This is a genomic window from Paenibacillus sp. p3-SID867, from assembly GCF_025142895.1.
GTDB lineage: Bacteria > Bacillota > Bacilli > Paenibacillales > Paenibacillaceae > Paenibacillus_AQ.
Genome location: NZ_JAMBDM010000023.1, coordinates 1 through 25,116 on the forward strand (window position 1 = coordinate 1; position 25,116 = coordinate 25,116).

Annotated in this window: 21 protein-coding genes; 4 read left to right on the forward strand and 17 right to left on the reverse strand. The window is 52.4% G+C overall.

The features are described 5' to 3' along the window. Nucleotides 1-263 precede the first annotated feature (263 nt). The 6 genes from M4D81_RS29830 to M4D81_RS29855 form a co-directional block, all read right to left on the reverse strand. On the reverse strand, nucleotides 264-2,135 hold the full coding sequence (locus M4D81_RS29830; RefSeq protein WP_260069125.1) for a M56 family metallopeptidase: 1,872 nt from the start codon (nucleotides 2,133-2,135) through the stop codon (nucleotides 264-266). Continuing rightward, nucleotides 2,135-2,545, reverse strand: coding sequence for a BlaI/MecI/CopY family transcriptional regulator (locus M4D81_RS29835; RefSeq protein ID WP_071221516.1), 411 nt, complete (start codon nucleotides 2,543-2,545; stop codon nucleotides 2,135-2,137). The genes M4D81_RS29830 and M4D81_RS29835 overlap by 1 nt, the downstream gene beginning before the upstream one ends. 226 nt (nucleotides 2,546-2,771) lie before the next feature. Then, nucleotides 2,772-3,512: a hypothetical protein gene (locus M4D81_RS29840; protein WP_260069126.1), complete on the reverse strand. Its 741-nt coding sequence runs from the start codon at nucleotides 3,510-3,512 to the stop codon at nucleotides 2,772-2,774. A 344-nt stretch (nucleotides 3,513-3,856) separates the two neighbouring features. Then, complete coding sequence (locus M4D81_RS29845) at nucleotides 3,857-4,633, reverse strand: DODA-type extradiol aromatic ring-opening family dioxygenase (protein WP_071221518.1); 777 nt, start codon at nucleotides 4,631-4,633, stop codon at nucleotides 3,857-3,859. 77 nt (nucleotides 4,634-4,710) lie between these two features. Then, the gene (locus M4D81_RS29850; protein ID WP_260069127.1) at nucleotides 4,711-5,538 is read right to left on the reverse strand and encodes an alpha/beta hydrolase; all 828 of its coding nucleotides are present in this window, start codon (nucleotides 5,536-5,538) and stop codon (nucleotides 4,711-4,713) included. Nucleotides 5,539-5,729: 191 nt separating this feature from the next. Next, the gene (locus M4D81_RS29855) at nucleotides 5,730-5,984 is read right to left on the reverse strand and encodes a hypothetical protein (protein WP_071221520.1); all 255 of its coding nucleotides are present in this window, start codon (nucleotides 5,982-5,984) and stop codon (nucleotides 5,730-5,732) included. Nucleotides 5,985-6,269: 285 nt separating this feature from the next. On the opposite strand from M4D81_RS29855, the gene M4D81_RS29860 reads away from it, so the two are divergent. The 3 genes from M4D81_RS29860 to M4D81_RS29870 all read left to right on the forward strand — a co-directional run bounded on the left by M4D81_RS29860 (nucleotide 6,270) and on the right by M4D81_RS29870 (nucleotide 8,335). Continuing rightward, a complete protein-coding gene (locus M4D81_RS29860) occupies nucleotides 6,270-6,605 on the forward strand; it encodes a PadR family transcriptional regulator (RefSeq protein ID WP_009592352.1) in 336 nt (111 codons plus the stop codon). 2 nt (nucleotides 6,606-6,607) lie between these two features. After that, nucleotides 6,608-7,270 (forward strand): DUF1129 family protein, encoded by a 663-nt coding sequence (locus M4D81_RS29865; RefSeq protein WP_071221522.1) that lies wholly within the window; start codon nucleotides 6,608-6,610, stop codon nucleotides 7,268-7,270. A gap of 126 nt (nucleotides 7,271-7,396) precedes the next feature. Further along, nucleotides 7,397-8,335, forward strand: a complete 939-nt coding sequence (locus tag M4D81_RS29870) for a hypothetical protein (protein WP_071221524.1) — start codon at nucleotides 7,397-7,399, stop codon at nucleotides 8,333-8,335. Between the two features lie 145 nt (nucleotides 8,336-8,480). On the opposite strand, the gene ilvA is transcribed toward M4D81_RS29870, so the two are convergent. Then, on the reverse strand, nucleotides 8,481-9,749 hold the full coding sequence (gene ilvA, locus M4D81_RS29875; protein ID WP_071221525.1) for a threonine ammonia-lyase IlvA: 1,269 nt from the start codon (nucleotides 9,747-9,749) through the stop codon (nucleotides 8,481-8,483). 147 nt (nucleotides 9,750-9,896) lie between these two features. Then, nucleotides 9,897-10,799, reverse strand: a complete 903-nt coding sequence (locus M4D81_RS29880; protein WP_260069128.1) for a LysR family transcriptional regulator — start codon at nucleotides 10,797-10,799, stop codon at nucleotides 9,897-9,899. 149 nt (nucleotides 10,800-10,948) lie between these two features. On the opposite strand from M4D81_RS29880, the gene M4D81_RS29885 reads away from it, so the two are divergent. After that, nucleotides 10,949-12,040, forward strand: a complete 1,092-nt coding sequence (locus tag M4D81_RS29885) for an NADH:flavin oxidoreductase (RefSeq protein ID WP_260069129.1) — start codon at nucleotides 10,949-10,951, stop codon at nucleotides 12,038-12,040. Between the two features lie 78 nt (nucleotides 12,041-12,118). On the opposite strand, the gene M4D81_RS29890 is transcribed toward M4D81_RS29885, so the two are convergent. The 9 genes from M4D81_RS29890 to M4D81_RS29930 all read right to left on the reverse strand — a co-directional run bounded on the left by M4D81_RS29890 (nucleotide 12,119) and on the right by M4D81_RS29930 (nucleotide 24,816). Continuing rightward, nucleotides 12,119-13,996, reverse strand: coding sequence for a DUF2264 domain-containing protein (locus M4D81_RS29890; protein ID WP_260069130.1), 1,878 nt, complete (start codon nucleotides 13,994-13,996; stop codon nucleotides 12,119-12,121). Nucleotides 13,997-14,113: 117 nt separating this feature from the next. Further along, the gene (locus M4D81_RS29895) at nucleotides 14,114-15,250 is read right to left on the reverse strand and encodes a glycoside hydrolase family 88 protein (protein ID WP_260069131.1); all 1,137 of its coding nucleotides are present in this window, start codon (nucleotides 15,248-15,250) and stop codon (nucleotides 14,114-14,116) included. Between the two features lie 18 nt (nucleotides 15,251-15,268). Beyond that, nucleotides 15,269-17,143, reverse strand: a complete 1,875-nt coding sequence (locus tag M4D81_RS29900) for a heparinase II/III family protein (RefSeq protein ID WP_260069132.1) — start codon at nucleotides 17,141-17,143, stop codon at nucleotides 15,269-15,271. 58 nt (nucleotides 17,144-17,201) lie between these two features. Further along, nucleotides 17,202-18,824, reverse strand: coding sequence for a response regulator transcription factor (locus M4D81_RS29905; protein ID WP_260069133.1), 1,623 nt, complete (start codon nucleotides 18,822-18,824; stop codon nucleotides 17,202-17,204). After that, nucleotides 18,817-20,628 carry a cache domain-containing sensor histidine kinase gene (locus M4D81_RS29910; protein WP_260069134.1) on the reverse strand — a complete coding sequence of 604 codons (1,812 nt, stop codon included), beginning with the start codon at nucleotides 20,626-20,628 and terminating at the stop codon, nucleotides 18,817-18,819. Before M4D81_RS29910 ends, M4D81_RS29905 begins: the two co-directional genes overlap by 8 nt. A gap of 98 nt (nucleotides 20,629-20,726) precedes the next feature. Further along, entirely contained in the window at nucleotides 20,727-22,097 is a 1,371-nt protein-coding gene (locus M4D81_RS29915) for an ABC transporter substrate-binding protein (protein WP_071221535.1), read from the reverse strand. Nucleotides 22,098-22,252: 155 nt separating this feature from the next. Further along, complete coding sequence (locus tag M4D81_RS29920; protein ID WP_260069135.1) at nucleotides 22,253-23,092, reverse strand: carbohydrate ABC transporter permease; 840 nt, start codon at nucleotides 23,090-23,092, stop codon at nucleotides 22,253-22,255. A 15-nt stretch (nucleotides 23,093-23,107) separates the two neighbouring features. Next, nucleotides 23,108-24,055, reverse strand: a complete 948-nt coding sequence (locus tag M4D81_RS29925) for a carbohydrate ABC transporter permease (protein ID WP_260069136.1) — start codon at nucleotides 24,053-24,055, stop codon at nucleotides 23,108-23,110. A gap of 146 nt (nucleotides 24,056-24,201) precedes the next feature. Beyond that, nucleotides 24,202-24,816 (reverse strand): alpha/beta hydrolase, encoded by a 615-nt coding sequence (locus M4D81_RS29930; RefSeq protein ID WP_260069137.1) that lies wholly within the window; start codon nucleotides 24,814-24,816, stop codon nucleotides 24,202-24,204. Between the last annotated feature and the right edge of the window lie 300 nt (nucleotides 24,817-25,116).

The following is a 25,116-nucleotide window of genomic DNA, read 5'->3' on the forward strand; positions in this document are numbered from 1 at the left end:
GTATTGCCAAAATAGCGGATCTGTGGTCCGATACTGCTGGGCCTAAGGACTGACCAAGTCACTGATCGGCAACTTATCGGGCTCTGTGTCCGATAAATCTTGCAATACTGTGCCGATAGCCAAAATAGCGGATCTGAGGTCCGTTACGGCCAGGCCGTAACTCGTTTGACATACCATTTCCTTAGCGGTTGTATAAAAGAGCCCATGCACTCCTACTTCCAGGACTGCATGGGCTTACCCAAGACCAAAGCTTGCTCAAAATATTATTTCTGCACCGCTGCTTTCAGAATATCGATCTTCTGTTCCTTGGACATATCCCATGTGGTTGAAATGCTGTATTCAAAGCCGCCTTCATGCCAAAACACGTATTTTGGATAGATATGCGCCGGGAAATCATCCTCAAAGAACCCTTTCTTCTTGCTTCCCTCTGAGTCCAACATAAATTTTGAAATGACCAGCGTGTCTTTCCCGTTCGTATATTCAAGACGAATGGTTGCCGCCTCTTTCCAGTCTATCTTTTTCGCGTAAATGGGTTTTCCGCTCTCCTTGCCTTCGGCCCTTACTTCATCAAGGAACTTTCCTTCGGTTGGACCTTCAATTCTCGCTTTGGAAAACTTATATCCCTCCGGCAAGTTGGCAGGCCGCTTCAGAATAGAACCCTCCAGCGTGGAAGCTCTATTCAAGTAGTCCTCGTAAGCAGTGAATTTTTCTATACCTCCCCAATAACTTAAGTCGAATCCGCTGTTAAGATCCTTATATTTATGATACAGAACATACATATCACCTGTCTCTTCGCTTAGCTTCTTCACTCTATTGGTCTCAGCTTCGATATACTTCTTATCCTCTGGAGTTAGAGCCTTGGCTGCTGCTTCTGCTTTCTTTTCGGCCTTTTCCAGTTCTTTTTTGTAAAGCTCGCGGTCAATATCCCCCTTGGGATAGATAATATCCGGCACGTTATTGACAACTTCTCCACCCTGTTCCGACTGCACGGAAGCCTTTGACGTGACGTTCCCTGCATCGCTTTCCTTAGCATTAACCAATGTCACGCTGCCTAGCGCGAGAATCATCCCCATCCCCAGAATGGACAGGCGATAGGATTTTTTGTGAAAATGTTTAATCATCGTAAGTCTCCTTTTCATTTGTTTATGTGTGGCGGACAGGCCGGCAAGCCCCGGCTGACGTTGGTTTCCTGAAAAATGGTCCAGCACATGGATGATCGTTTGTCCGTATGCATTGTTTTGCTGCGGGCTCATCCGATTCAAGGCGCATGCATCGCAGGCCATCTCCTGGTCTTGTCTCGCTTTATGTACGGCTAGCCATAATAACGGATTAAACCAATGAATGATCAGGATGATATGCATTAACCAGTTCACTGCAACGTCCCGCCGCTGAATATGTGCGAACTCATGCGCCAGAATATATTGAAGTTGATCCTTTTGCAGCGTGATGAGCAGACTGGGCGAAATGACAATCGCCGGTTTGTTAAAACCGACCACGGCAGGTCCAGGAATTCGCTCGCTGGCTACAAACTGCACGGTTTGCTTCACGCCTAATTGCTGTTTTGTCTCGTGAAACACGGTCAATAGAAAAGGCGTATCTATTTTTCGGCCCGTGCGCAGGGCTTGTTTCAATCGAAGCTGGTCGTATACCGTTTTGACGGCAAGAAGCAGCACACCCGCAAGCCAAACCGACATCAGTATATTGGTGAAGCCTATCTGCTTGAACCCATTCCACCAATAACCGCTGTTCTGCACGGGTCCCGATTCAAGGGATGGAGCAGGTACTTCCGAAGTTCCGCTTGCTTCCGGGTGTATAGAGCGCTCAACATGAATCGCCGCGCTTATTCTCCCCGTTTCCTTCCAAAGCGGTGAAACTTGAGTTTGTTGATGAATGCCGGGCACTATGGCCTCCAGAGACAAAACATTGTATAGGCTAAGCGAGGATTCCGGGGCCCAAGGGAGCAGCAAGCGAATGGCCACAGGAAACCAAAGCCAGTATCTCCATCTGGCTTCAATCTTGTTTTTTAGTAGAAATTGCAGCATCAGGACAAGGACGATCATGATGCCGGCCATGAACGATCCGCGAATGACCCAGCCGAAAAACAACAATAAATTTTCATGCAATGTATGACTCATCAGGGCTCTCTCTTTTCTGTTTCCCCGTCGCTGCTGTTCTCGTCAAACAAAGCCTTCAGATCCTCGATTTCTTGTGCATTCAGTTTTTTATCCTGCAGAAAGTTGGCCAGCATCGGCTTTAAAGCTCCCCCATAAAGTTTTTTCATGAAGGATTTGGTTTCAGACTGCAGATACTCCTGCTCGCTGATGATCGGATAAAATAGTTGGGTGCGCTTTGAACCCTTTTCCAGTTTCGCACCCGCTGCTTCCTTCTGCACCAGACGACTGAGGAGCGTCCGAGTTGTATTGGGGCTCCACCCCATCAGATCCGTCATTTTCTTTACGACCTCGCTGGAAGGACAGTCCGGATTAGCCCACAATACGCGCATAATTTCCAGTTCTGCATCCGTAATCGGTGGTATTTGATTCATGCATGAAACCTCCAATGTCAATTCAATAAAACTACATGTGTAGTTATGTTAATGCTACGATTGTAGTTTGATAATGTCAACATGTTTGGTGAAGAAAATTTTCTCGGTTTAGTTACATGCAGTATACTTGTACCGCTTGTGGGAATGTTGATCTGCAAAAGAACTCATGCCATCCTATTTCCAGAGCTGTATGGCCTGTCCGCAAGTCCTGCAGCTGACGCAAATGTTATTTTTTCACAGCTGCTTTCAAAATCTCGACCTTCTGTTTCCTGGACATATCCAAAGAGGAGGTTGAAATGCTGTATTCGAATTTGCCGCCATCATACCAAAAAACGTATTTTGGAAAGACATGCGCCGGCAGCTTATCGTCAAAGAAACCTTTTTTCTTGCTTCCCTTCGAATCTACCGTATACTTGGAAAAGCCCAGCGTGTCTTTTCCGCTCGCATATTTAAGACGGATGGTTGCCGCTTCTTTCCAATCGATCTTTTTCACATAGATGGGCTTTCCGCTCTTCTTGCCTTCGGCCCTTACTTCATCAACGAACTTTCCTTCGGTCGGACCTTCAATGACCGCTGTTAAAAACTTGTATCCCTTTGGCAGGTTGGCAGGCTGCTTCAAGATGGACCCCTTCAGAGTTGAGGCTTTTTTCAAGTAGTCCTCGTATGAAGTGAATTCATGTATCCCTCCCCAATAGCTAATATCAAATCCGCTATTTAATTTTGGGTACTTATGATACAGAACGTACATATCACCCGACTCTTGGGCCAACTCCTTCACTCTCTGGATCTCATCCTCGATAAGCTTTTTTTCCTCTGCAGAGATAGACTTGGCTGTTTCGGCTGCTTTCTTGACAGTAGCTTTTGGGGCTTTTTCGTAGGATTGCGCCTTCGCCGCGAGGTTTACGGAAGAACCCATTAATAAAATGCTGCTTAGTGTCGCGATTGCTACTTTCGTTGCTGCTTTCATTTGGTAATACTCCTCTCCGATAATTTTTATTTACAAACTACAGATGTAGTTTCAATACAATACTACAACTGTAGTTCAATAATGTCAACACGGTTGTGTAGAAAAATTTTTTGGGGTTTGGTTGAATACAAAAAAAAGAGCCGCAGCGCCTGCGGATCATGGCGAAAAAAGAGCCCATGCAATCTTATTTCAGACTGCATGGGCTTGTGTAGATCTATGGCACTACGTTCTTGTTCTCCGGCAAAATCAATCGAGCTAAGGTGCATCCCACCACCCCGCCTGAACATCTCATTTTTATCGGCCCACAACAAAAGCCGAGCTTGTAAACCAAGCCCGGCATCTCATTATTCGAATGACCAGCAGTTCAGACTCAAACTGCCATATTGGTAAGATTGAAACAATCGCTTTGCCTTGCGGCCGTTGTCGGCAGCACCCATTGCGTAGAACAAAGGGACAAAATGCTCCCGTCCATAAGAAGGGACAGCATCGCTGGCATGAGGCGCTTTTTTGTCAAACGCAAACAGATTATTCAGATTCCATTCCGTCAGCTGCTCCGCGATCCATTCATCGAATGCAGCCGCCCATTCATCAGGCTCATCGCTCTCGTGCACCATCCGCAGATTGTGCACCAAACCGCCGCTCCCGATAATCAGGATGCCTTCTTCACGCAGATCGGACAGCATCGTACCGATGGAATATTGTTCGTGCGGCGAGCGCTTGGAGTCCACGGACAAGGCCACCACGGGAATATTCGCATCGGGGTACATTTTTCGCAGAATGACCCATACGCCATGGTCCAGACCACGGCCGGTCACAGCTTTGGCATGCAGATTGTTAGCCTCAAAACGCTGACGAATCTGAGCAGCTAGCTCTGCACTGCCTGGAGCAGGATATGTGATCTTGTACATTTCCTCGGGAAATCCGTAAAAATCATGCATCGTGCCATGCTCGGCGTCTTCAGTAAGCCGCTGATCCGGATCGTCCCAATGGGCAGAAAATACAGCTATGCCCCTAGGCGTAGGCAGCTCCCGCCCCAACTGCTCAAGGAAGCGGGTGTACTCGTTGTCCTCCAGGGCCATCATCGGCGAACCATGGGCAATAAATAAAGCAGGTAACGTCATCGATGCCACCTCCAGCTTCAAAATCAAGGGACAACTCTATTGTACCGTTAAATCGCCCATTATGCCAAATAACTCCCTTAAATCATCCAGTGCTGCCATTCCTGCTGAATGTTCTCCTGCTCGTTCAACCAGTCCCGTGTCCGCTGAAGCAGCAGCTCGCGCTGTGGTCCGGCAGAGTACGTGTGATCGGCCTGGAAGATAATCTCCTTATCGCAGCGGCCTTCCTGGCGCATCCAGAACACTTTTTGGTACAAAAATGCGTAATCCACCGGAATGACCTCATCCGAGGTACCATGTATCACCAGCACATTGCCCGTAAACTTGATTGCTTCCTGGAAAGGCTGACCCTGTGCCAGCGATTCGAAAAAGACCGGGGTAAACGAGTATCCCAAATAATCGGCGGATCCCGACTTGACAGAGGTGTCGTATACATCGCGACCGGTGATTTTGACGATATCGTTGAACGGATATCCTACCGCAGACCACAGGATCAGATTCTTCACCCGCCGATCCCGAACGGCGGTTTGCAGGGCGACGGCGCCGCCCAAGCTATGCCCGATGAGTGTGATGCGCGTCGGATCGACATCGGTGCAGCTTAGTCCATAATCGAGGACGGAACGCGTCTGGGCAATCATCGAATCGAGACCCTCGCTGCCATAATTGCCCGAGCTCTCTCCGCATCCGATGTAGTCGAACCGGATCACCATGTACCCGTCTTCGGCAAACTCACGTGCCGTTTTGACAAACAGCCGGTCCACGCCGATCCGACTTCCAACGAAGCCGTGGCAGATAATGACCAGTGGGATCCGATTGCACCGGCCTCCTTGGGCCGCTTCCTTCAACGGGTAATGGATGGTTGCCGTAAGTTCCTCTTGATTATGCCGAATTGTAATTTGCCGCTCCATGCCGATTCCTCCTTGCGATAACACGCCGTAATCATAATATAAATAATTCCGATAAGTTTAATATGAATTAATTAAACTTATCTTAGCATCGTGATTATGGATTGTCAACGCATGGCAGATCGACAAACGCGGCATATTTCTTCACGCCTCAATTAATAGTTCCTTCCAGCTTTCGCACCGCACTCTCAGCCTTACTCGTAGCTCTGGCGGAACATGGCATGGGTCTCTTCGCGCCCGCTCCAATCGTTCATCCAGGTCTTCCCGATGGGGTCGTTCTCCCATAAGCTTGATGCAGACAGATCTGTTTCATCACCCTCGGAGGCGTATCCCCCTTCAGGCTGGCCAAATATCCCATCCGCTGTACTGCTGCCTGCAACAACATCTTGCCCATTGGCCGGCACAGCGTCTCCCCCATGCAATTCATCGTCAAAAAAGTTAGCACTCACCTGAGAACTCCTCCTTCTTATCCCTAAAGTGATTAGGGTGTCGTCTATAGATTCAGAATGCTTATTATTGTGAAATAGGAACGGCGGAATTATACCTAGTTCACGAATACGACATGGAATTTTCAATCTACCTTGCATTGCAAGTGTGTTGTTGGTATGATATATTGCATAACAAGGTAGTCGACAGTTTGTCACTCGTCATTCATCATTCCAATTGGCAGCCCTAGCCTCCACACGACCAACTACCTTGCATTGCAATATACTTAAAGGAGGATAATCCTATTCATGACCACCCAAAGTCAGATGCTAAAAGGCATTCTCGAAGGCTGCATTCTCTCGCTCATGGAGCATCGGGAGGTATACGGTTATGAGCTTAGCACGCTGCTGGAAGACAGCGGGCTAACGTTTGTGAGCGAAGGCAGCATTTATCCCCTGCTGCTTCGCATGCAGAAAGAGCAGTTAATCGAAGGGACACTTCGGCCTGCGCCCGGTGCCGGGGGGCCCCCACGCAAATACTACAATTTAACCGACAAAGGCCGACAGGTTCTTCAACAATTCAAGGAGCATTGGGGAACGCTTAAAGATAGTGTGGACCACATTCTAACCCGCGGAGGACAGTGAACATGAATACCAAACAGATGATTAAAGAGAACAATCGACTCCAGGATGCCATGAAACCAAACAACCTGAGCTATTACCAGGACATGGTGGTCTATATCCGCAGCAGCTCGGTGCAGGAACAAAAAGGCGAGGAGCTGCTGCTCGAAATCGCCCAGCACCTGCTGGACGCCCAATCCAAAGGTAAAAGCGCCGAGGACGTATTCGGAAGCGATCCCGAATCCTACTGCAAAGAGCTGGTAGAGCAGCTGCCAAAAATGAAGGGCCTCAGCAGTCTCCAATACCATCTCATGATCCCATGGATTGCTTTAACCTGGTTTTTCTTCGTCCAAGCGCTGGTCGGGTTCATCACGATGTGGGCCGGGGGACCGGTTGAACGCATGACGCAGGTCCGTATTTCTACCCTGATTCTGATAGCAGGCGGTTCCTATGTGCTGATCCACGCATTGTTAAGATCGATGAAGAGCGACACCTTCAAGCCGGAGGAGGACAAGCGCAAGATTAATGTCCGCAATATGGGGATTTATGTCGCCATCACCGTATTGATTCTGGTTGCCGGCGTGTGGCTGGGGCGGCTGCTCCCGGTTCTGACGATTGCGCCATGGATCAGTCTCGTCATATTCCTGGTCGGAATCGCCGGGACGAAGCTTCTTTTTTCGAGCAAATAATACAAACTCGTCATGATTTCGCGGCTTGCGCATAACAAAATCTTTAATATTTTTTCGTATATTGTAAACTAATGTTCTATAGAAGATGATAGGATAAGGGTAATGTGTGGTAAGGGAGGAATATATATGTCAAAATCCAAAAAGTCCGCGATTGCTGCCATCCTTGCACTTATTCTAACGATCCAGACCGGCGTCATCGCTAACGCAGCACCTGCATCCGTATCCCAAGCTGGTTCAACCGCAGTTTCAAGCAAAGCTACCGCCTTCGGCAATGCGGTGTACAACAAAGCGAGTAAACTTCTGAAGGAAACTGACGTGGCTTATGCCAAGGCTTACATCACCAAGCATATCCGCAGTGTTACCCCGTATCAGGCGACCCTGCTGGTGCTCAAACTGGAGAACGCGATGAATGATGCACTCCCGGCAAAAACCGATAAGGTGTATGAAATCGGCATTCAGGATAAGCTGATGAACCTGTACAAATTCGGGGAGCCGATTAACACGACCATTAACAAAGCCAAGGACGACACGCTTCGGAAGGTGCTCATCAATCTGCGGGACAGCGGCTACAGACTGTATACGACCGAAGGCGTCATCTTCCCGATTATCGACTATACGACACTGAAACCATATAAGCCTTACATCAATAAGGATCTTCAAGCCTACATCGACATCATGATTGTGGAGTCCGAGAAGCCTGCGGTCAGTGATGCCGCCCTGGTCATCCCTTGGTCCGAGGTCATTGAACGCGGACTCGCGCAGGAGGCTTTTATCACGACATATCCTAAATCAAACCGGACCGCTGACGTGAAGCTGAAGCTTCGTTTTACGGAGCTGAGTTTATTCTACGGTTATAACAATACGCCGCTATTCAAGTACGAGGACAATCTACTTGATCCGGAAGTGCGGCAAGCCTTCGATAGCGTGCTCAAGGACAGCGACGCCGTCTCCAAAAGCACTCTCCTGAAAAAGCTGAAGTCCTGGTCTGAAGTGCTTGAGAGTAACAAGGACAAGTTGACCCAGGAAGTGGAGCAGTATCGTGCGAAGGCGGTTCCGCTTGACTAGACGAACGAACCACAGACCATTCACCAACGTTAAACAAGATCGACAACCTAATGAATAGCTTATGAAAAAAAGCCGGATTCCCGTTTGTAGGAGAATCCGGCTTTTATACGTGGTCTGAGTCTATTTATCGCGGCCTGTGTACCTCTTAAATCAGCAGATTGAACAGGTTCATGTTCTTGTTCAGCTCTGTATAATCCAGACCCTTGCGCTGCATCCGCTCTACCAGCGGACCGTAATCCTCGGGCCTTAACAGCTCGATGCCCACCAGGGCAGGCCCGTCTTCCTTGTTATGCTTCTTCGTGTATTCGAAGCGTGCAATATCGTCGTCGGGACCCAGCACTTCTTCCAGAAACTCGCGGAGTGCTCCCGCACGCTGCGGGAAGTTGATCATGAAGTAATGCTTCAGCCCTTCATAAATCAAGGAACGCTCCTTGATTTCCTGCATCCGGTCGATATCGTTATTGCCGCCGCTGATGATGCATACGACCGTTTTTCCGCGAATCCGGTCCCGGTTCATATCCAGCGCCGCCACGGCCAGCGACCCGGCAGGTTCTACAACGATCGCATTTTCGTTATACAGCTCCAGGATGGTGGTGCAGGCTTTTCCTTCCGGTACCGTCACGATGTCATCGACAAGCTCGCAGCAGATATCGTAGGTCAACTGCCCGACACGCTTAACGGCTGCGCCATCCACGAATTTGTCGATCTCGTGCATGGTGACCACCTCACCCTGCTTCTTGGCCTCGATCATGGACGCTGCGCCGAGCGGTTCAACGCCAATGACTTGCGTCGTTGGGCTGACGGTTTTGACATATGTTGCTACGCCTGCGGCAAGACCGCCGCCGCCAATGGTGACAAACATATAATCAGCCGGAGCGTCCAGCTCCTCCATAACTTCCATCCCGATCGTGCCGTTGCCCGCGATGATCTTCGCTTCATCGAACGGGTGAATAAAGGTCATGCCATACTCATCACAAGCCTTGATCGCTTCAGCATAAGCATCGTCGAAGGTATCGCCTGTCAAAATGACCTCGACACTGCCCCCGCCAAAACGCTTCACCTGCTTCACCTTCTGATTCGGGGTTGTACTCGGCATATAAATCTTGCCTCTAATATTCAGCGCATTACAGGAGAAAGCCACCCCTTGCGCATGGTTTCCCGCACTCGCGCAAACGATCCCGTTACCACGTTCCTCGTCTGACAAGCTGCGAATCATATTGTAAGCGCCGCGGATCTTGAAGGAGCGAACCACCTGCAAGTCCTCGCGCTTCAAATACACTTCGCAGTCATACTTGGCTGACAGCACAGCGTCGCGCTGCAGTGGCGTCCGCACGATCACTTCACGAAGCACGTGGTGTGCGCGTACGATGTCCTCCATGCTGACTGCCCGTTTTGCCGTATACGTCTCTTCCATTCTCTCGATCACACTCCCACTTCGCTGCCAGGTAAACGTTGATCCTTCCGCTACCCTCATTTACGTATTTCTATCATTGTATCACTTTTCATGAAAATATCCCGCCCTTTTCTGGCAAGCTTTCGGAAACTGGTGATGTTTTCAAGATCAGGAGGCCTGAATTCCAGTCGAATTCAGACCGCCTGCTTCTCTGACGCATTCCGCGAAAGCGGCAAACGCCTTGCTGCGGAATGATTCATTGCGACGAAGTAGCCGGGTCGTGGCGCTGCGATACTCTTCCGGTACGGGGTAGGCACTTAATCCTGGATCGGACCAAGGAATCGCCGATGCCGGCAGAAGCGCGCAGCCCAGTTTGGCCCGTACGCAGCTGAGCATCGTTTCCAATGTGCTGATTTCGATCATGTTCGCTGCGGCGATCCCTTCGCTGCTAAGCCATTCTTCGTTAGACTTCCGGAACGGACATCCCTTGGGAAATACGATCCAGGAAGCACCCGTTAGTTCGAATGCCTTGAATGCCCCCTCTTCTTCGGATTCCACCGACGAAGCAAGCAGCGACACCTCCTCCCGGATTTCCAGCTCGCTCACAAGCAGCGACATATCATAATCACCGGTAATGAACGCACCGTCCAATCTACGGCTGAGCATGCCTTCATAATGCTGTGGAGATGTTCCGCTAACGAGAGATAGCGCGACCTCCGGATAGGTTCGTTGAAAGTGGGACAAGGCCTGAATAAAGGATGGCGATGTCGCCATCGTCTCCACGACGCCGATCACAAGCGGACCGCATGGATAGGGCGGCTCCTTCACGGCGGCAACGGCTTCCTCAGCCATGTCTAGAATCTCCTTGGCATATCGATAGAGAACGAGCCCCCTTTCCGTGGGAGTGACTCCTTTGGGGTGCCTATCGAACAAAGGAACACCCAGCTCGGACTCCAGCTTGCGAATGCGCGCCGTCACGTTGGATTGCACATACCCCATCTTCTCGGCAGCACCTGATACGCTGCCTTCCTCCACGATGACGGCGATCGTCCTCAGATCCGTTAAGTCCATCCAGCACACCTTCTTGGTATCATTTTTTTTGATACATGTATTAATTTCTATCATTTTACAGTATAGACCATGCGAAATACAATCAGAACATACCCACTAACAAGCGTCGGTCGCCATAAGACTGATCAACCAATGAGGAGGACAAAACCATGCATTCATATCCCAACCTGCTAACCGAGGCTTCATTAGGATCTTTGAAATTGCCCAATCGGGCCGTACTCTCGCCCATGACTAGAACGAGCGCGGAGCCAAATGGCTTGGCAAACGACCGAATGGTCCGATACTATCAGAGATTCGCAAAGGGCGGGTTCGGTCTGATCATTACGGAAGGCCTTTATCCGGATGACGTTCAGAGCCAAAGCTATCTCAACCAACCCGGCATGGCGAATGACCAGCAGGCCGCGTCCTGGAAGCCTGTCATCGAAGCTGTTCATCGGGAGGGAAGTAAAATCATTGCGCAGCTGATGCACGCCGGGGCCCTGGTTCAGCATGAGCGATTCATCCCGGTCGCGCCTTCAGCGGTGAAGCCGGTGGGCGCCATGCTTGAGGATCATGGAGGAAGCGGGGAATTCGCCACCCCTCGGGAGTTAACGCAGCCTCAGATTAAACAAACGATCCAGGATTTTGCGCAAGCGGCACTCCGCGCCAAGGCTGCTGGATTCGACGGGGTTGAAATCCATGCGGCAAACGGCTATTTGCTCGATCAATTCATAACCGATTACACCAACCGCAGAACGGATGAATACGGCGGGTCCACGGAGAATCGGATTCGAATTGTCGTTGAGGTGTTGGAAGCCATTCGGGCAGCCGTTGGCCCGGATTATACCGTTGGCGTGCGGATTTCCCAGGGCAAGGTGAACGATTTCCATCATAAGTGGGCTCAGGAAGTTGAGGATGCTAAGACAATTTTCGGTAAATTGAGCGGGGCCTCACCATCTTACATTCACACGACGGAGTACAAAGCTTACGCCCCCGCTTTCGCTGAAGGCGAGACCACCTTAGCCGAGCTTGCCGCAACATACGGCGGCGTTCCCGTCATCGCGAACGGCAAACTCGGCGAGCCGGTGGTCGCAGAACGAATCTTGGCTTCTGGCCATGCGCATTTCGCTGCGATCGGCACCAGCGCCTTGGTCAACCCGGATTGGGTGAATAAAGCTCGGGCAGGGACAGAGCTGCGGCCCTTTAATCACCAATTTCTGCAGCCCATCGCCACGATCAGGGAGGATGAGGTGCTTATATGAAGCGCACGAAAGCCGGGGTTATCAATCCCCCGGCTTTTGTGGTTTAGATTTATATGAAGGCGAATGAGGGCATGCCCTTCAGTCCATCGGAATCACGATGACTTTCCCCGTCTGTGTCGTTATTTCAATCTCACGCTGGCCAATCTCTACACCCAGACCCTTTGTTACGGCAACCATGGAAGGCTCTTCAACGACGTAAGGACCTGGATCGCCGTGTACAGCCGATATGAGCCAATGGGTTCCGGGTTCGAGCGCCGCCATCAACGTAGGAATGACGGTGCGGGGACGCAGGAGATTGGTATTGGCATGGGGATAGATGAGCTCTGCCGTATCGTAACCGAGCATGCCATAGATAGCGCTCGTACCGAAGGTGCCGGAAGCTGATGCTGCCCCTTCTCCCGCCATGGAGCTGTTTAGAGATCCCAAGCCTAAAGCAAACCCGCCTTCTGCAGCATCAAGCATTCTTCCCGTGCTGATCCGATGGATGCGAATATGCCAAGGGAGCCCCGCAGCTATCCAGGTCCGGACCTCCACGTCTCTCCACGGCTTCCATTGTGCATACAGCACATGCTCCTGAATCCATGTTTCTTCGCATAAGCGCTTGACCCGGAACAGCCGATCACCTTCGCTAAGCGCCAGCATGGAATCGTAAGCCCCCTGGGCCAGTCCCCATTCCGCCCTCGGAACGCTGAATGCAAAGGCGGTTGAGTAAACAAACTTCTCGTACTTGGCGGAAGTATGCGTATGCTCGTTCGTAGACGGATGGCCCGTATTGAACGCGGCCACATGGCCGGTCTGCTGATCCCGGCAAAACACCAGATGCGCTTGCTCCTGAACCGAAATATCTCCCGTCTCCGGCAGCTCCTGCTCCTCGGCCGTCCAGAACGGATGCTCGTCCGGCAAAGCCAGGATCAGGAACATCTTCAGCGACCAGTACACGGAGCCGGCCGCATTATAATTCTCCGACATGATCCGGTTTGGGTACGCGTAGCCGATCGTCAACACGCCGTCCCGGTCGAATATAGGCTGCTGAAACCACCATCTGAGATTTCTCAGGATCAGCCCTTTTAGCTCACCCGGACGAAACCCTTCCAGTCCGGCATAGGCCGCAGCCGACCAGAACGCCGACTGGGCAAAGCGGTACGTCAAGCTGCGCCCATAAGGAACGGCCGCCCCGTCGGGGGCGAACCAGTGGACGAAATCGCGGGCAAACAACGCCGCCCGCTCCCTGTAGCGCCCTGCGCGTTCCGGGTCCTCCTCTCCCATCAGCTGCGCATAGATCAGGCCGTAGAAATGAAAGGCATACGGCACGTAATAATCGCTGTGCCCCCCGATTCCGTCGCTGTACCAACCTGCATCCAGATAGAATTCCTCAATGCGCTGGAGATTGTTCTCCAGCTGCTCAGCATCGTGCGGCAAGCCTGCTTTGAGGAAGCCAACGTTGACAAATACATGGAAAAACAACCAATTGCAATCATGACAAGGGTGATAATTGATCTGATCGAGCCACTGATAGAGGTTTGTCCTCTCCTTCTCGTTCAGCGGCTGCCAGATTCGCTCCGGAATGAGGGCGAAGGCCAATCCGAATACCGCCATCTCCACCAGCCGTTGGTCATAATCATTCACCTTTCCCCAATACTCCGCATGCGTCGGATCCGTCCCTGAACGTATCCCTTGGAGAGACAGTTCCCACAGATCCTCATGGGATCCGCCGGCAACGGCGGGTACGAGTCCCCACAGGACTCGCGAGAAACCCTCCATCTCCGCAATATCGGAATAGGCGTCGGCTCCCGATCGTTCAAGGATTAATCGTGCTTGCCCCTCGCTGTACCGTTTATTCAGAGGCTCGAGCAGTTGGGTGAGTGCTTTCTGCACATCGTCTCTTGTCCGCAGCGGATTCCGGGCAACCGGATGGGTCAAGCCGCCATCGGGATTCCCCGTTGCTTGTATGCTCATCTTCCATTCTCACTCCATTTCCGGCATGCTTCTGTTATTCTGTAGAATCTACCTTACTATCCATTTCCCAGTGCTTCTTCTTCTCTTATCCTCTTACTCGCATGTACTTTTTTTACGTCATTCCCAGTAAAACGGCCCCTTCCCTCTCAGCCGCGCCACGCCTTCCACAAAGAAAAAGTCGCCATAAATTAAGGGCACGTCGATATTCCGTCCTTCCGGATAATGACTGGTCCCATGAAGAATCAAGCCTTCCTCCCCATCGTTGTCCCATGTACCGTAATTCCGGTACAGCGATTCCAAAATCCGGACCGCGGATTCCCGGTATACGGCTGCCTGTCCCTGATCCACCTTGTCGGCCAGAAGCAGCAGCCCGCTGGCGGCGCAGGCTCCGGCGGACGAATCCCGGTAGATGCGGGCTTCATCCGGCGCGCGGAAATCCCAGTATGGCACATGGTCTTCCGGAAGGTTCGCCAGAAAGAAATGTGCTACCGTTTTGGCTGTATCGAGGTATATCGACTTGCCCGTATGATGGTAGGCAAGCGTTAAGCCGTAGATCGCCCACGCCGTCCCCCTGGACCAGGCGGATTCGGGCGCAAAGCCCTGCCCGCCGATCCCTTCCACACGTTCACCGGTAGCCGGATCGTATCGAACGATATGATATACGGAACCGTCCGGCCGGACGAAGTCCCGGACCACCGTGTCCATATGGGCTTCGGCAATATGCCGGTAGCGGGGATCACCGCTAATCTCGGAGGCCAAAAACAACAAGGGGGTATTCATGGCGCAATCGATGATGGCAAGCCCGGCGTTATCCTCCCCTTCCGACCATGGATTCCAGGCTCGAATGTATTGGCCCTTCAGGTTGAAGCGTGCAGCCAGGTAGTTAGCCGCTTTGAGCGCGCGTACCTTGGACTCTTCGCTGCCGGTCAGCTTGTAGGAAGCCATACTCGTTAACGTCCACATGAAGCCGAGATCGTGATCCAGTCGTACATATTGGTTCAGCACGTCATCCAAAATGAGCTCGCACTGCTCGGCGGTCGTTCTAAACTCCGCCCGGCCGCTGTCGTTGTACAGAAGCCACAGCATCCCAGGCCAAAAGCCGGCCGTCCACCAATGCGGCGGCTCCAGCTGGTAGACTCCATTCTGGCTGGCATGCGGAAACCCCGCCCCAATCCGCGTTACGTTTCGCCGTGTCTTCGCAACCGACTTCTCCCAGGCCTCCGTCCACCAATCCAAAGCGATCTCCGTTTTCATTCCTCTCCACTCCTCTGTTCATATGAATTGAAATCTAAAGTCGATATTCGCATGTAAACCAGGGGTCTTCACTTTAAAATCAACGGCATACCAAGGTGATTCCTGGCCGAAGTGGTCACGGAAGACATGGCTTGTCAGCTCAGGCTCCACTAGCTTGCTGTCATATTGGATCAGCAGGCCTGGCCTGTCATCTAAGGCCTGAACAACTTCTGATCCTCCTGCCTCTGCTTGCTCATAAGTACCCGGTGCCCGCAACCTAACAACCTGCCGGCCATCCATCAGCACCAGCTCGGGCTGTTTCCTGGTGACGATCCGCTCCACCAGACTCTCCGGGGGTGAATCGAACGTAAACCGGTCGCTTAGCGTCAGCTCTGGCCGATTCCCCTTCTTGTTCCATTCCAGCGTCCTCGTGAATGCACGAAGCGCCGGAACCCGGTAGGCCGAGGTCAGCTCAAGCGCAAGCCGATCCACGGCTTCGCCATTCACCGCTTCGAGTACGACCGCAGCGCTATCCGGGCCCTCTCGCTGGTAATGGCCGTCGATAATCGGCACGGAGTGTCCTTGGGAGCCGTTGCAATCATAGCCATACCGTCCTTCGCCGAAATACTCCGCCGTGTACTCGCCGCAGCCGAGGTCCGGGCACCATACTTCCCCGGCGCCGTACAGGATAAAATGCCCGAGATCATTATGGTTGTGCGGCTCGCCGTTGCTGCCGCCCTTGGCGGCAAACGCGTACACTTCGTCTCCATGGGAGCTGCGAGAGATCAGCCACTGGGCATCAGGCAAATAATAACTCGCCTCTCCCCAATCGCTTCCCGCCAGCAAGGGGTTCCGCCAGATCAGGTTGCGCAAGGCCGGAGCCCAGCGGCTGCAATGGTCGTCGCGGTAAGCCGACCGGAGAGACTGCGGCGGAAACTCGAAGTCTCCGTACAATCCGGCCAGATAATGAGACAAGCCGATGTGCACCTTGCTTTCCGGTTGCGAATCGGAGAAGTTGACGACGGCCTTGCCTGCCAAAAAGCCCTTTTGCTGAAACAAGGCGATGCGGCCTACCTTCTCGGCACGGAACCAGTCCATCTCGCCTCGGGTGCGCTTGCGCAGCAAATCGGCATAATACACGAAATACCCGAACCCGTAATTCCAGTATCCCAGCCCTTCCAGACAAGCTCCATCGGGGCCAAAGCCCTGCAGATAATAGTCCATGCACCGCTCCGTCTTCAGCAGAATCTTCGCAAGAGATTCCCCTCTTTCCATAAGCAGCAGCGCGGCAGAGCCGATGGAACCGGCACAGACGGCAGACCAATTATGCGTCGCGGTCTCCCAGCCGTGCTCATGACTTAGGAAAGGGGTGAACAACCGCGCTTCAACCTCCTCCTCGATTCTAGAGATCAGCAGCGAAGGCAGATGGTCCCGCAGCAGCATGCGGATTTCGCTGAGGGTAAACCCGGTCTCGGCGCTGAACAGATCAATTGTCCCTTTGATGCCGCCCGGCGATTCCGTGTTCAGATGCGCCGGTAAACACCAGGTATACTCATCGCAGATGGACCAGATCATCTCCTGGAGAGCCGTCCGGTACCCTTCCCTATCAGGCTCGAGAAGGGTCAGCAGGGCAAACGTATTCAACCGGAGCCTTCGCTCGAAATAGACCTTCTCATAGTCCAGCCTCGTTCCATGCCGGGCAAACCGGGTGAATAGGTCATAGGTCAGGGGCGGATTCGGGACAGACAGCAGCCGTTCCCCTTCCTCGCGAATCTCGGATATGTCCTGCTCGTAATCTCCGCTTCGCCGAATGCCTTCCCAGAAGGATCTCTGGTCCCTGCCTTGGTAATACATCCGCCGATCGGCGGGAGCCATCCCGTTCACAATCGTTGTCAGCTTCTGCATCCTGTTCATCGGACTAAGGCCTCCTCCCCATTTCGGCGCCCGTTCAGACGCCCATTTCATCTCCCGTTCAACCGTTCCGGAACTCTACAGGGGTCACCCCCGCATAAGCCTTGAATGTCTTGCTGAAATAACTCACATTGTCGTAAGCCAGACTTTCGCAGATTTCCCCGACCGTGCGGTCCGTCTGCCGCAGCAGCTCCTTGGCTCGCTCCATCTTCATCCGGGTGACGTATTCGATGAAGGTGACCCCCGTTTCTTTCTTGAACATGCGGCTGAAATAGCTCGGATTCAGGTGCAGACAGCCCGCAACTTCATCCAGCGTGATCCTCTGGTCAAGCCGAAGGGACACGTATTTGCAGGCCTCCGCCACTTCCGATCTTCTGCTGCCCCCGAATCCCCGATCCATAGCCTGCATGGTGGATTCCAAATAATCGTGAAGCCAGGATTTCAGCTCGTTCAAGGAATCCATGTCCATGATCTCTTTGTGCAGCGCATCGGCCGTATAAGCGGGTGACAGCGAATGCAGAAGATGAAGCCTCAGCTTCAGATCCAGCAGAAGCTTCAACACCCAGTCCTTGACCGATTCCGGTGCGTACCGCTTGCCTTGAATCGATGCGATCCACCGATCGACCGTATCGCGCACCGCGCCGGAACCCTCTTTGCCGAGCAGCGATTCCCGCAGCTCCGAGCTGGCCCGGTCATAATAAATGAAGAGATCGGGATCCCCATGCAGACTGTTCTGTTCAAGCGCTCCGTTCAGTTTCGATATCTCCTGCGGCTCCAGATAGAATCGTTGCTGCCGGCTGGCCAACAGTCCATTGAGCCCTGCCTTTAAACTTTCTGGATCAGCGCAGCCCCGGCCGATCAGGAACGACATGCGGATTCGCAGCACGCGCTCGAGCGTCCGCTGCACTTCCTTCAGGCAGGCGGCGGCATCATCGTAAATGTTGCTGCCCAAGCCGGGTCGGTACGAGAACAGGAGCAGCGAAGACTTTGCATCGTATATGACATGGACCGCACTCGGATTCAGCTGCTCCAGCACCTCCCGCAGCACGTTGCCCAGGGCAAAATGCAGCGTCTGGTTGGAAGCGAAGCGGTGCTTGATATCCCGGACATCCTCCAGATGCCCGACGACGGGAAGGCAGTGAGAACCCGGCTTCAATATCCCGTACTCCGACAGCTCATGCCGCCATTTTTCGGGTGACAGCAGGGGCTGGTGTATGAAATTTTTGAGGCTCTGCTCCTTCCGCAGCTCCTTGGATTCGTCCACCAGATGGATCATCCGCGACCGCTCCCAGCCCTTCTGTGCTTCCTCGTCCATTGCCTGCTTGAAGCGCCTCAGCAGCTGTGCCAGCTCCTCGGGATCGAGCGTGTCCTTCAGCAGATAATCCTGCACGTTCAGGCGCATAGCCTGCTGGGCATATTGGAATTCGTTATGGCAGGACAAAATGGCGATCCGCACATCGGCTTTCACTTCTTTGATGCGTGCGGACAGCTCGAGCCCGTTCATTTTGGGCATGCCGATATCCGTAATCAGAATATCCGGAGGCGTAGACCTCGCATCCTCCCAGGCACTCATGCCGTTCTCATAACTTCCCATCAGATTCAAACCCAGCTCATTCCACGATATGGCCTCCGACAACAGCTCGATGACGGGATAATCATCGTCCACCAGCATCACGTTATACATCCGCATTCCCTCTTTCCGGTATAAACATCTCGATCACCGTTCCCTGGCCAGGCTCGCTGTAAACGTGACATTGAAAAGCCTCGCCGAACACCATACTCATCCGTTCCATCACATTTTGAAGACCGATATGGGAGAAACTGCCTCCGCTTGCCTCTTCCTGCGTCGAGGAACCGGCGGAGCCGCCTTGGATTCTGCGGGCAATCGACTCCCTGATGGCTTCATCCATGCCGATGCCGTCGTCCTTCACCGCCAGCACGAGGTGCCTGCCCTTCATGACGGCTGCAATCCGGATCATCCCTGCCTGCTGGTTGAGCCCATGGATTAACGCATTCTCCACGATCGGCTGCAGGAAAAAGCGCGGCACCTTAAAGAGGAAAGCCTCCGGCGCGATATCCAGCTCCAGCCTGACCTCCTCCTTCTGCCTGAGGTTCATCAGGGCCACATAATGCGAGATCAGGTCGATTTCTTCGTGAAGCGCAATCTCGTCCTCCTCGCGGCTGATCGTCATGCGGAGCAGCACGGACAGGGAGCCTATCATCTTGGCGCTTTCGGGATCGCCCCGTTTCATGACCTTCATCCGGATCGAATTCAGGACATTGAACAGAAAGTGGGGATGAATCTGGGCTTGGAGCATTCGGAGCTCCGCTTTTCGTTTTCTCGCCTGGTTCTCGGATATTTCCGATATCATGGCTTTGAACCGGTCCAGCATGTCGTCGAATAAATGACCGAGCCGACCAACCTCATCATTGCCATGAACATTCGACCTCACTTCCAGGTTTCCGCGCTGCACGGCGGTTGCCACCTTGCCGAGCTTGACCAACGGCTTCGTAAACGCGCGGACAAGGGCAATGAGCAGCAGCAGAAAGATCAGAAAGAAGCACATCTGAAACCAGAACACCTGGTTAAAAATCGAGTTGATATTGACGATCGCATCCTTGTACGGCTGCATCAGCACCAGGCGCCATCCGGCAAACGGAATGTCCTGGTGTACCATCAGCTGTTTCTCCCCCTTCATCGGTACGATCGAATACGGCTTATCTTGATCCAACTCATCAAGATAAGAAAAGGTCGTTCCGATCTGGTTCTGATAACTGCCGGAAACGATCGTTCCCTTGGCATCCAGCAGCACCATATCGTTGCCTTCCGAAAGGGAGTTGAAGATCCCACTGATCTGATCCTCCATGAACGTCACGATCACGTAGCCATATATCTCGGAATCCGGCAGCCTGAGCGTACGCACCACCGATAGCTGCGTCGGATGATCGATTTGGTCGGGGAGGAACATCGTCGCCTCCGGCTCCGTCCATAGAGACTCCAAGCCTTGCAGCTCCGAAATCCGGCTGAACCAAGGCCGCTGCCTGTAATCGAGCGGATTGTAATCGCTTACGGAATAATTCATGTAATAGGAGCCGTTCTCCAGGATGACGGTCACATAACTTTTCTCTCCGACCACCGTCAAGCTGAAAAGATGCTCCAAAACCCGGTTGGAGTCCATAAATCTGCGGTAAGGATCCGGGTCTTCGTTGCCGGAGACCACCTGCTTGAAGTAAGAATTCAACCCGGAATTCATCTGTATATAGTTGGCGATATTGATTTTGCTTAAAAGCAGATTCGTCACCGATCCGCGGACCAGCTGAAGGGCATCGCTTGCGTTGGATACCGCCTGCTGCCGCAAGGCTTCCTTCGTTAACGAATTATACAGAATCAAGCTGACGATGGCGGGAACGACGATGCAGGTGATGGCAGCTAATATCAGCTTATGCCTGATGGAGCTCGGGATCAGGCTCTTGAGTCGTGCGGGCATAGGATCCACCTCGGGTATGGCGTGACGGGAATGATGTACGCGAATTCAAAAAAAGGGACGAAGAATTCCGTCCCGATTTTTTTGTCTATTATACCAGATCATTTTTTGTTGGATTCTATAATTTTGTTCACTCGGTCCTGCGAATTCGCAACGGTCTGGTCGATATCCTGATTGCCCAGGATCAGCTTCTCGTACTCCTCGTTCACCGCCTCGTACACTTCCGCCTGATAAGGTGCCGGAGGCACGATGGCAGAGGCCTTCGAAGCGACCAAGGTGTCCACAAGCGATTTCTTGTCTACCTTCTCCGGACTCTTCGTGGCCGACAGAATGGTGTCGATAATCTCTTCCACCTGTTCAGTTTTCACCTGCTGCCAGGCCGGAATGTTCTTGCCCTGCACGATTTGCCCTTCCGTTGTGTACCAACGGACGAATTTATAAGCTTCTTCCTTATGCTTGGACTTAGCCGCCACCGCCACGTAATCCGTGGTGACCGGCGTAAGCCCCGTCGGATCGCCTTTCTCGTTTTTCGGGAATGGGGCAACGGCGACATTGAAGTCCAGCGGCACTTTATCCGTTCCGCCGATCTCCGTATTCATCCAGCTGCCAATCGTGATCATACTTGCGGATTGATTGAAGAATTGCGTCCGGTAATTCAGCTTCTGGGAGATCATGTCCGTGTACGGCACCGAGGATTGGTCCTCCTTCTCCATCCGCACGCGCAGCTCCAGCGTCTTCCTGAAGGTCGGGTTATCCAGATTGGAAGAGCCGTCGGCCTTCAAATAATCGGTATCTTGAGGCTGATTCGCCATCATCAGCTTCAGAAACTCCAGCCATCCTCCCCCTTGCGGACCATGGAAGTATGTTCCGTAGCGCTTTGACGCTCCTTCGCCCTGGGTCAATTTTTTGGCATAATCCGCATATTCGTCCCAGGTCCAGTCCGTCGGAACCGGCAGTCCCGCTTCCTCCAGATGATCCTTGTTCAGCAGCACATACCACGGGTTGAACTTGCCGGGCAGCGCGTAGACTTTGCCGTCGAGGCGTGTATCTACTTTATAATCCGTTTCCACGCTGTAGCCGTCCTTCGCAATGAAGTCATCCAGCGGCTCGGCCATGCCGAGCGCCACCCGCTGCGCGTAACCCGCCGGATCGCTGAACATCAGAATGTCCATCTGGGCCGAAGATGCCGCCTCCAGGTCGAGCTTCTTGAACGCCTCCTGCGTATCCCCCTTCTCGCTGAGCTGGACCAGCTCAATGGTCACGCCAGGCGTTGCCTCTTCATAGGCTTGGATCGTTTTCTTCCAATTGTAAGCTTCCTCCGTGCCATAGGTGTAAAGCCTCAGATTAGTCTTGCCCCCGCCTTGTTCGGAACCCTCTTGCGCCGCATTCTCCTTCGCTCCGCCGCAGCCGGACAGCAGGCCGATCACCATTGCAGCCGTAAGAACGCCTGACCACCATTTCTTGTTCATCATTGTCTATAACCCTCCCCATTGATATCAATATCGGTATGTAAGGTCGTGACGATTCTAGCTGTACTATCCCCATTATATAGAGCGCTTACATCTTAACCATAAAACAATCTTTACTGATGTTGGAACTATTTTTACCCCATTCATTCCCGGGGCTCTTAACCCTTGACCCCGCCCAGCGCGATGCCCTCGATGACACTCTTCTGGCCGATGATAAAAACGATTAGCAACGGGAAGATCGCCGACACGGCAGCAGCCATAATCAGGGAATAGAATTCTCCGCTCAAGGACGTGAATTTCTGCATCGCCAGCGGAATCGTGAACAGCCGGTCCGTCCGCAGGAAGATGAGCGGATTCTGATAATCGTTCCACGTCCAGATGAAACGCAGGATCGCATACGTGGCAACAGCGGGCTTCACCAGCGGCAGTGCAATCGACCAGAAGATTCGCGGATGGTTCGCGCCGTCGATTTTGGCGGATTCGATGAATTCCTGATGCACGCCCATGAAGAATTGCCTGAGCATAAACGTTCCGAGCACGCTGAAGCTTCCCAGCATAATGAGGCCGAAATGGTTATCGAACAGCCCGATGTTGCGGTACAGAATAAACTGCGGGATCAGGATGGCCTGGCCCGGAATCATGTAGGTAACCAGCACGATGATGAACAGCCAATTGCCTGCGGCGAACCGGATTTTGGAGAAGCCGTAGGCCGCCAGAGCGGATACCATGGCCGAGATGATTGTGGTCAGTATGCTGACCTTGATCGAGTTCCAGTAATAGAGATAGAAGGGATAATCACCGAACCATACCTCCTTATAATTCTCGATGGCGTTCCACTCCTGCGGAATCCACTGGATCGGATATACGAATACGTCTTTCTCCACCTTAAAGGATGTAACCAGCATCCATATAAAAGGAAGGAGAAACAGAATGCTCACCGCAAACATCGCGATCGTAACAATGAGCTTGCGCCAGTCGACGCCGACTCTTGTCCCCATATAGCGCCCTCCTTCCTAGTAGTTGACCCACTTCTTCTGAGCAGCCCACTGACCCAGCGTAATCAGCATGACAAAACCAAACAGAACCGCGGCAATGGACGATGCGTAACCAACCTTCAGGTTGACGAATGCCGTATCGTATAAATACCAGACCATCATGGTTGTCGATCCAATTGGTCCGCCTTGGGTCATAACAGCAATGATATCAAAGACCTTAAACGTGGAGATGACGCCCGTCACCAGCAGGAAAAATGACGTTGGCGACAGCAGGGGCAGCGTAATGCGTCTGAACTTGGTCCACCCGTTCGCTCCATCGATGTCCGCCGCCTCGTACAGATCCTTCGGAATGGACTGCAGCCCGGCGATATAGATAATCAGATTGAAGCCGATGGAGATCCAGATCGATATCAGCATGATGGAAATCAGCGCGAAATTCGGATCTGCGATCCACTTGGGCGGATCGGATATCCCGAGCGTCCGGAGGATTTCGTTGATCGGCCCGTAGGACGGCTGGAAGAGCACCTGCCATACGACGGCCACCGCCACGATGTTAGATATGTAGGGCATGAAGTAGGCCACTTTAAAATAGCCCTTCATATAGACAAACCGGTCGATCAGGATGGCCAGCGTCATCGAGATTATCATGTAGACCGGAACCGTCAAGAGAAACAAGATGTTGTTGCGCACCGACTTGATAAACATGTCATCCTCCAGTAGCTGGCGGAAGTTCTGAAACCCGACCCACTGAATGCCATCCCAGCCTTGAACGAAATTCCAATCGGCAAAACCCAGCACAAGCGTTGCCAATATCGGAAACAGCACCAATATGATGACGCCGATCAGCATCGGGCTTACGAATGCGATCCCCCATAGGTTCTCACCCCGCTGCAAGGATCCCCGGGATCTGTGTCCCCGCGTAGGCTGGGTGCCATGCTTCTTCATCGTCTCCATTGTCTGTGCCATGTCGGACCCCCTCGATTCTTATTCGATGGGTTAAGTATAAAAAAAATACCGCCAGCATTTTGACGGTATTTTGATCATATTCGCTTTCATTTTTACTTATTAGGTAAGGAATGCATGGTGCTTGGCATATCATGGCATCCTTGGTATTAGAGGAACTTCTCCTTAAACCAGGCAGCGGCCATCCCAACCTCTGCACGGCTCAGCTGATGCCCCCCGTTCTCCCAATGCAGCTTCACGTCCGCCCCTGCCACACTTAGCATTTCATTCAGGTCCTCGCTCTCCTGCGGGGTGCACATCGGATCTTGACGACCGGCCGCGATGAAGACGGGAATGCCAGTCAAATCCGGTAAGACCTTATCCCGCAGCGGAACCATCGGATGGTGGAGGATAGCCCCTTGCAGCGCATCTCCCTCGTGGAACAGCAGGCTTGCGGCAATGTTGGCGCCGTTCGAATAACCAACCGCTACGATACGGCTGCGGTCAAAACTGTATTCGGCGGCTGCCCAATTCAGGAATTCATTCAGGTCCTGCGTGCGTTGCACGAGATCTTCTACGTCGAATACGCCTTCAGCGAGACGACGGAAAAATCTTGGCATGCCGTTCTCCAGTACATTTCCGCGAACGCCGAGCACATTCGATGCGGGCGAGATCATCTCGGCCAGCGGCAGCAAATCCTCCTCATTCCCCCCGGTACCGTGCAGCAATAGTAAGGTTGGTGCCTCCGGAGAAGTTCCTTGGCGGTAAATATGCGTATGTTCCATTTGTATTGTCTCCTTTCGATTGGATATATGGTTAGATTTCGTTATACAACCATGAATGTTACAATTCCATTGAATAGCCCAATAGGACCATAGGCTACCCTAAAAATCACATTATAAACTAGGCTGCAATCCCTCTAGAGACTGCGCTAGAATCCCTTATTAATATCTTTAATTTAAGATTCTTTAAATACATAATACCACGGAATTATAAAAATGCAACAGCATCCCTTCCGCATCCCGGTCAGAGTTGCACTCGGAGATGCTTTGTCGGCATTATTCTCAGCCTTTGACAAATGAAAA

Bases quoted from the DNA above. Each gene is read 5' to 3' on its own strand.
- M4D81_RS29830 (WP_260069125.1), bottom strand. From the start codon at position 2,135: ATGAGTCATACATTGCATGAAAATTTATTGTTGTTTTTCGGCTGGGTC.
- M4D81_RS29835 (WP_071221516.1), bottom strand. From the start codon at position 2,545: ATGAATCAAATACCACCGATTACGGATGCAGAACTGGAAATTATGCGC.
- M4D81_RS29840 (WP_260069126.1), bottom strand. From the start codon at position 3,512: ATGAAAGCAGCAACGAAAGTAGCAATCGCGACACTAAGCAGCATTTTA.
- M4D81_RS29845 (WP_071221518.1), bottom strand. From the start codon at position 4,633: ATGACGTTACCTGCTTTATTTATTGCCCATGGTTCGCCGATGATGGCC.
- M4D81_RS29850 (WP_260069127.1), bottom strand. From the start codon at position 5,538: ATGGAGCGGCAAATTACAATTCGGCATAATCAAGAGGAACTTACGGCA.
- M4D81_RS29860 (WP_009592352.1), top strand. From the start codon at position 6,270: ATGACCACCCAAAGTCAGATGCTAAAAGGCATTCTCGAAGGCTGCATT.
- M4D81_RS29865 (WP_071221522.1), top strand. From the start codon at position 6,608: ATGAATACCAAACAGATGATTAAAGAGAACAATCGACTCCAGGATGCC.
- M4D81_RS29870 (WP_071221524.1), top strand. From the start codon at position 7,397: ATGTCAAAATCCAAAAAGTCCGCGATTGCTGCCATCCTTGCACTTATT.
- ilvA (WP_071221525.1), bottom strand. From the start codon at position 9,749: ATGGAAGAGACGTATACGGCAAAACGGGCAGTCAGCATGGAGGACATC.
- M4D81_RS29880 (WP_260069128.1), bottom strand. From the start codon at position 10,799: ATGGACTTAACGGATCTGAGGACGATCGCCGTCATCGTGGAGGAAGGC.
- M4D81_RS29885 (WP_260069129.1), top strand. From the start codon at position 10,949: ATGCATTCATATCCCAACCTGCTAACCGAGGCTTCATTAGGATCTTTG.
- M4D81_RS29890 (WP_260069130.1), bottom strand. From the start codon at position 13,996: ATGAGCATACAAGCAACGGGGAATCCCGATGGCGGCTTGACCCATCCG.
- M4D81_RS29895 (WP_260069131.1), bottom strand. From the start codon at position 15,250: ATGAAAACGGAGATCGCTTTGGATTGGTGGACGGAGGCCTGGGAGAAG.
- M4D81_RS29900 (WP_260069132.1), bottom strand. From the start codon at position 17,143: ATGAACAGGATGCAGAAGCTGACAACGATTGTGAACGGGATGGCTCCC.
- M4D81_RS29905 (WP_260069133.1), bottom strand. From the start codon at position 18,824: ATGTATAACGTGATGCTGGTGGACGATGATTATCCCGTCATCGAGCTG.
- M4D81_RS29910 (WP_260069134.1), bottom strand. From the start codon at position 20,628: ATGCCCGCACGACTCAAGAGCCTGATCCCGAGCTCCATCAGGCATAAG.
- M4D81_RS29915 (WP_071221535.1), bottom strand. From the start codon at position 22,097: ATGATGAACAAGAAATGGTGGTCAGGCGTTCTTACGGCTGCAATGGTG.
- M4D81_RS29920 (WP_260069135.1), bottom strand. From the start codon at position 23,092: ATGGGGACAAGAGTCGGCGTCGACTGGCGCAAGCTCATTGTTACGATC.
- M4D81_RS29925 (WP_260069136.1), bottom strand. From the start codon at position 24,055: ATGGCACAGACAATGGAGACGATGAAGAAGCATGGCACCCAGCCTACG.
- M4D81_RS29930 (WP_260069137.1), bottom strand. From the start codon at position 24,816: ATGGAACATACGCATATTTACCGCCAAGGAACTTCTCCGGAGGCACCA.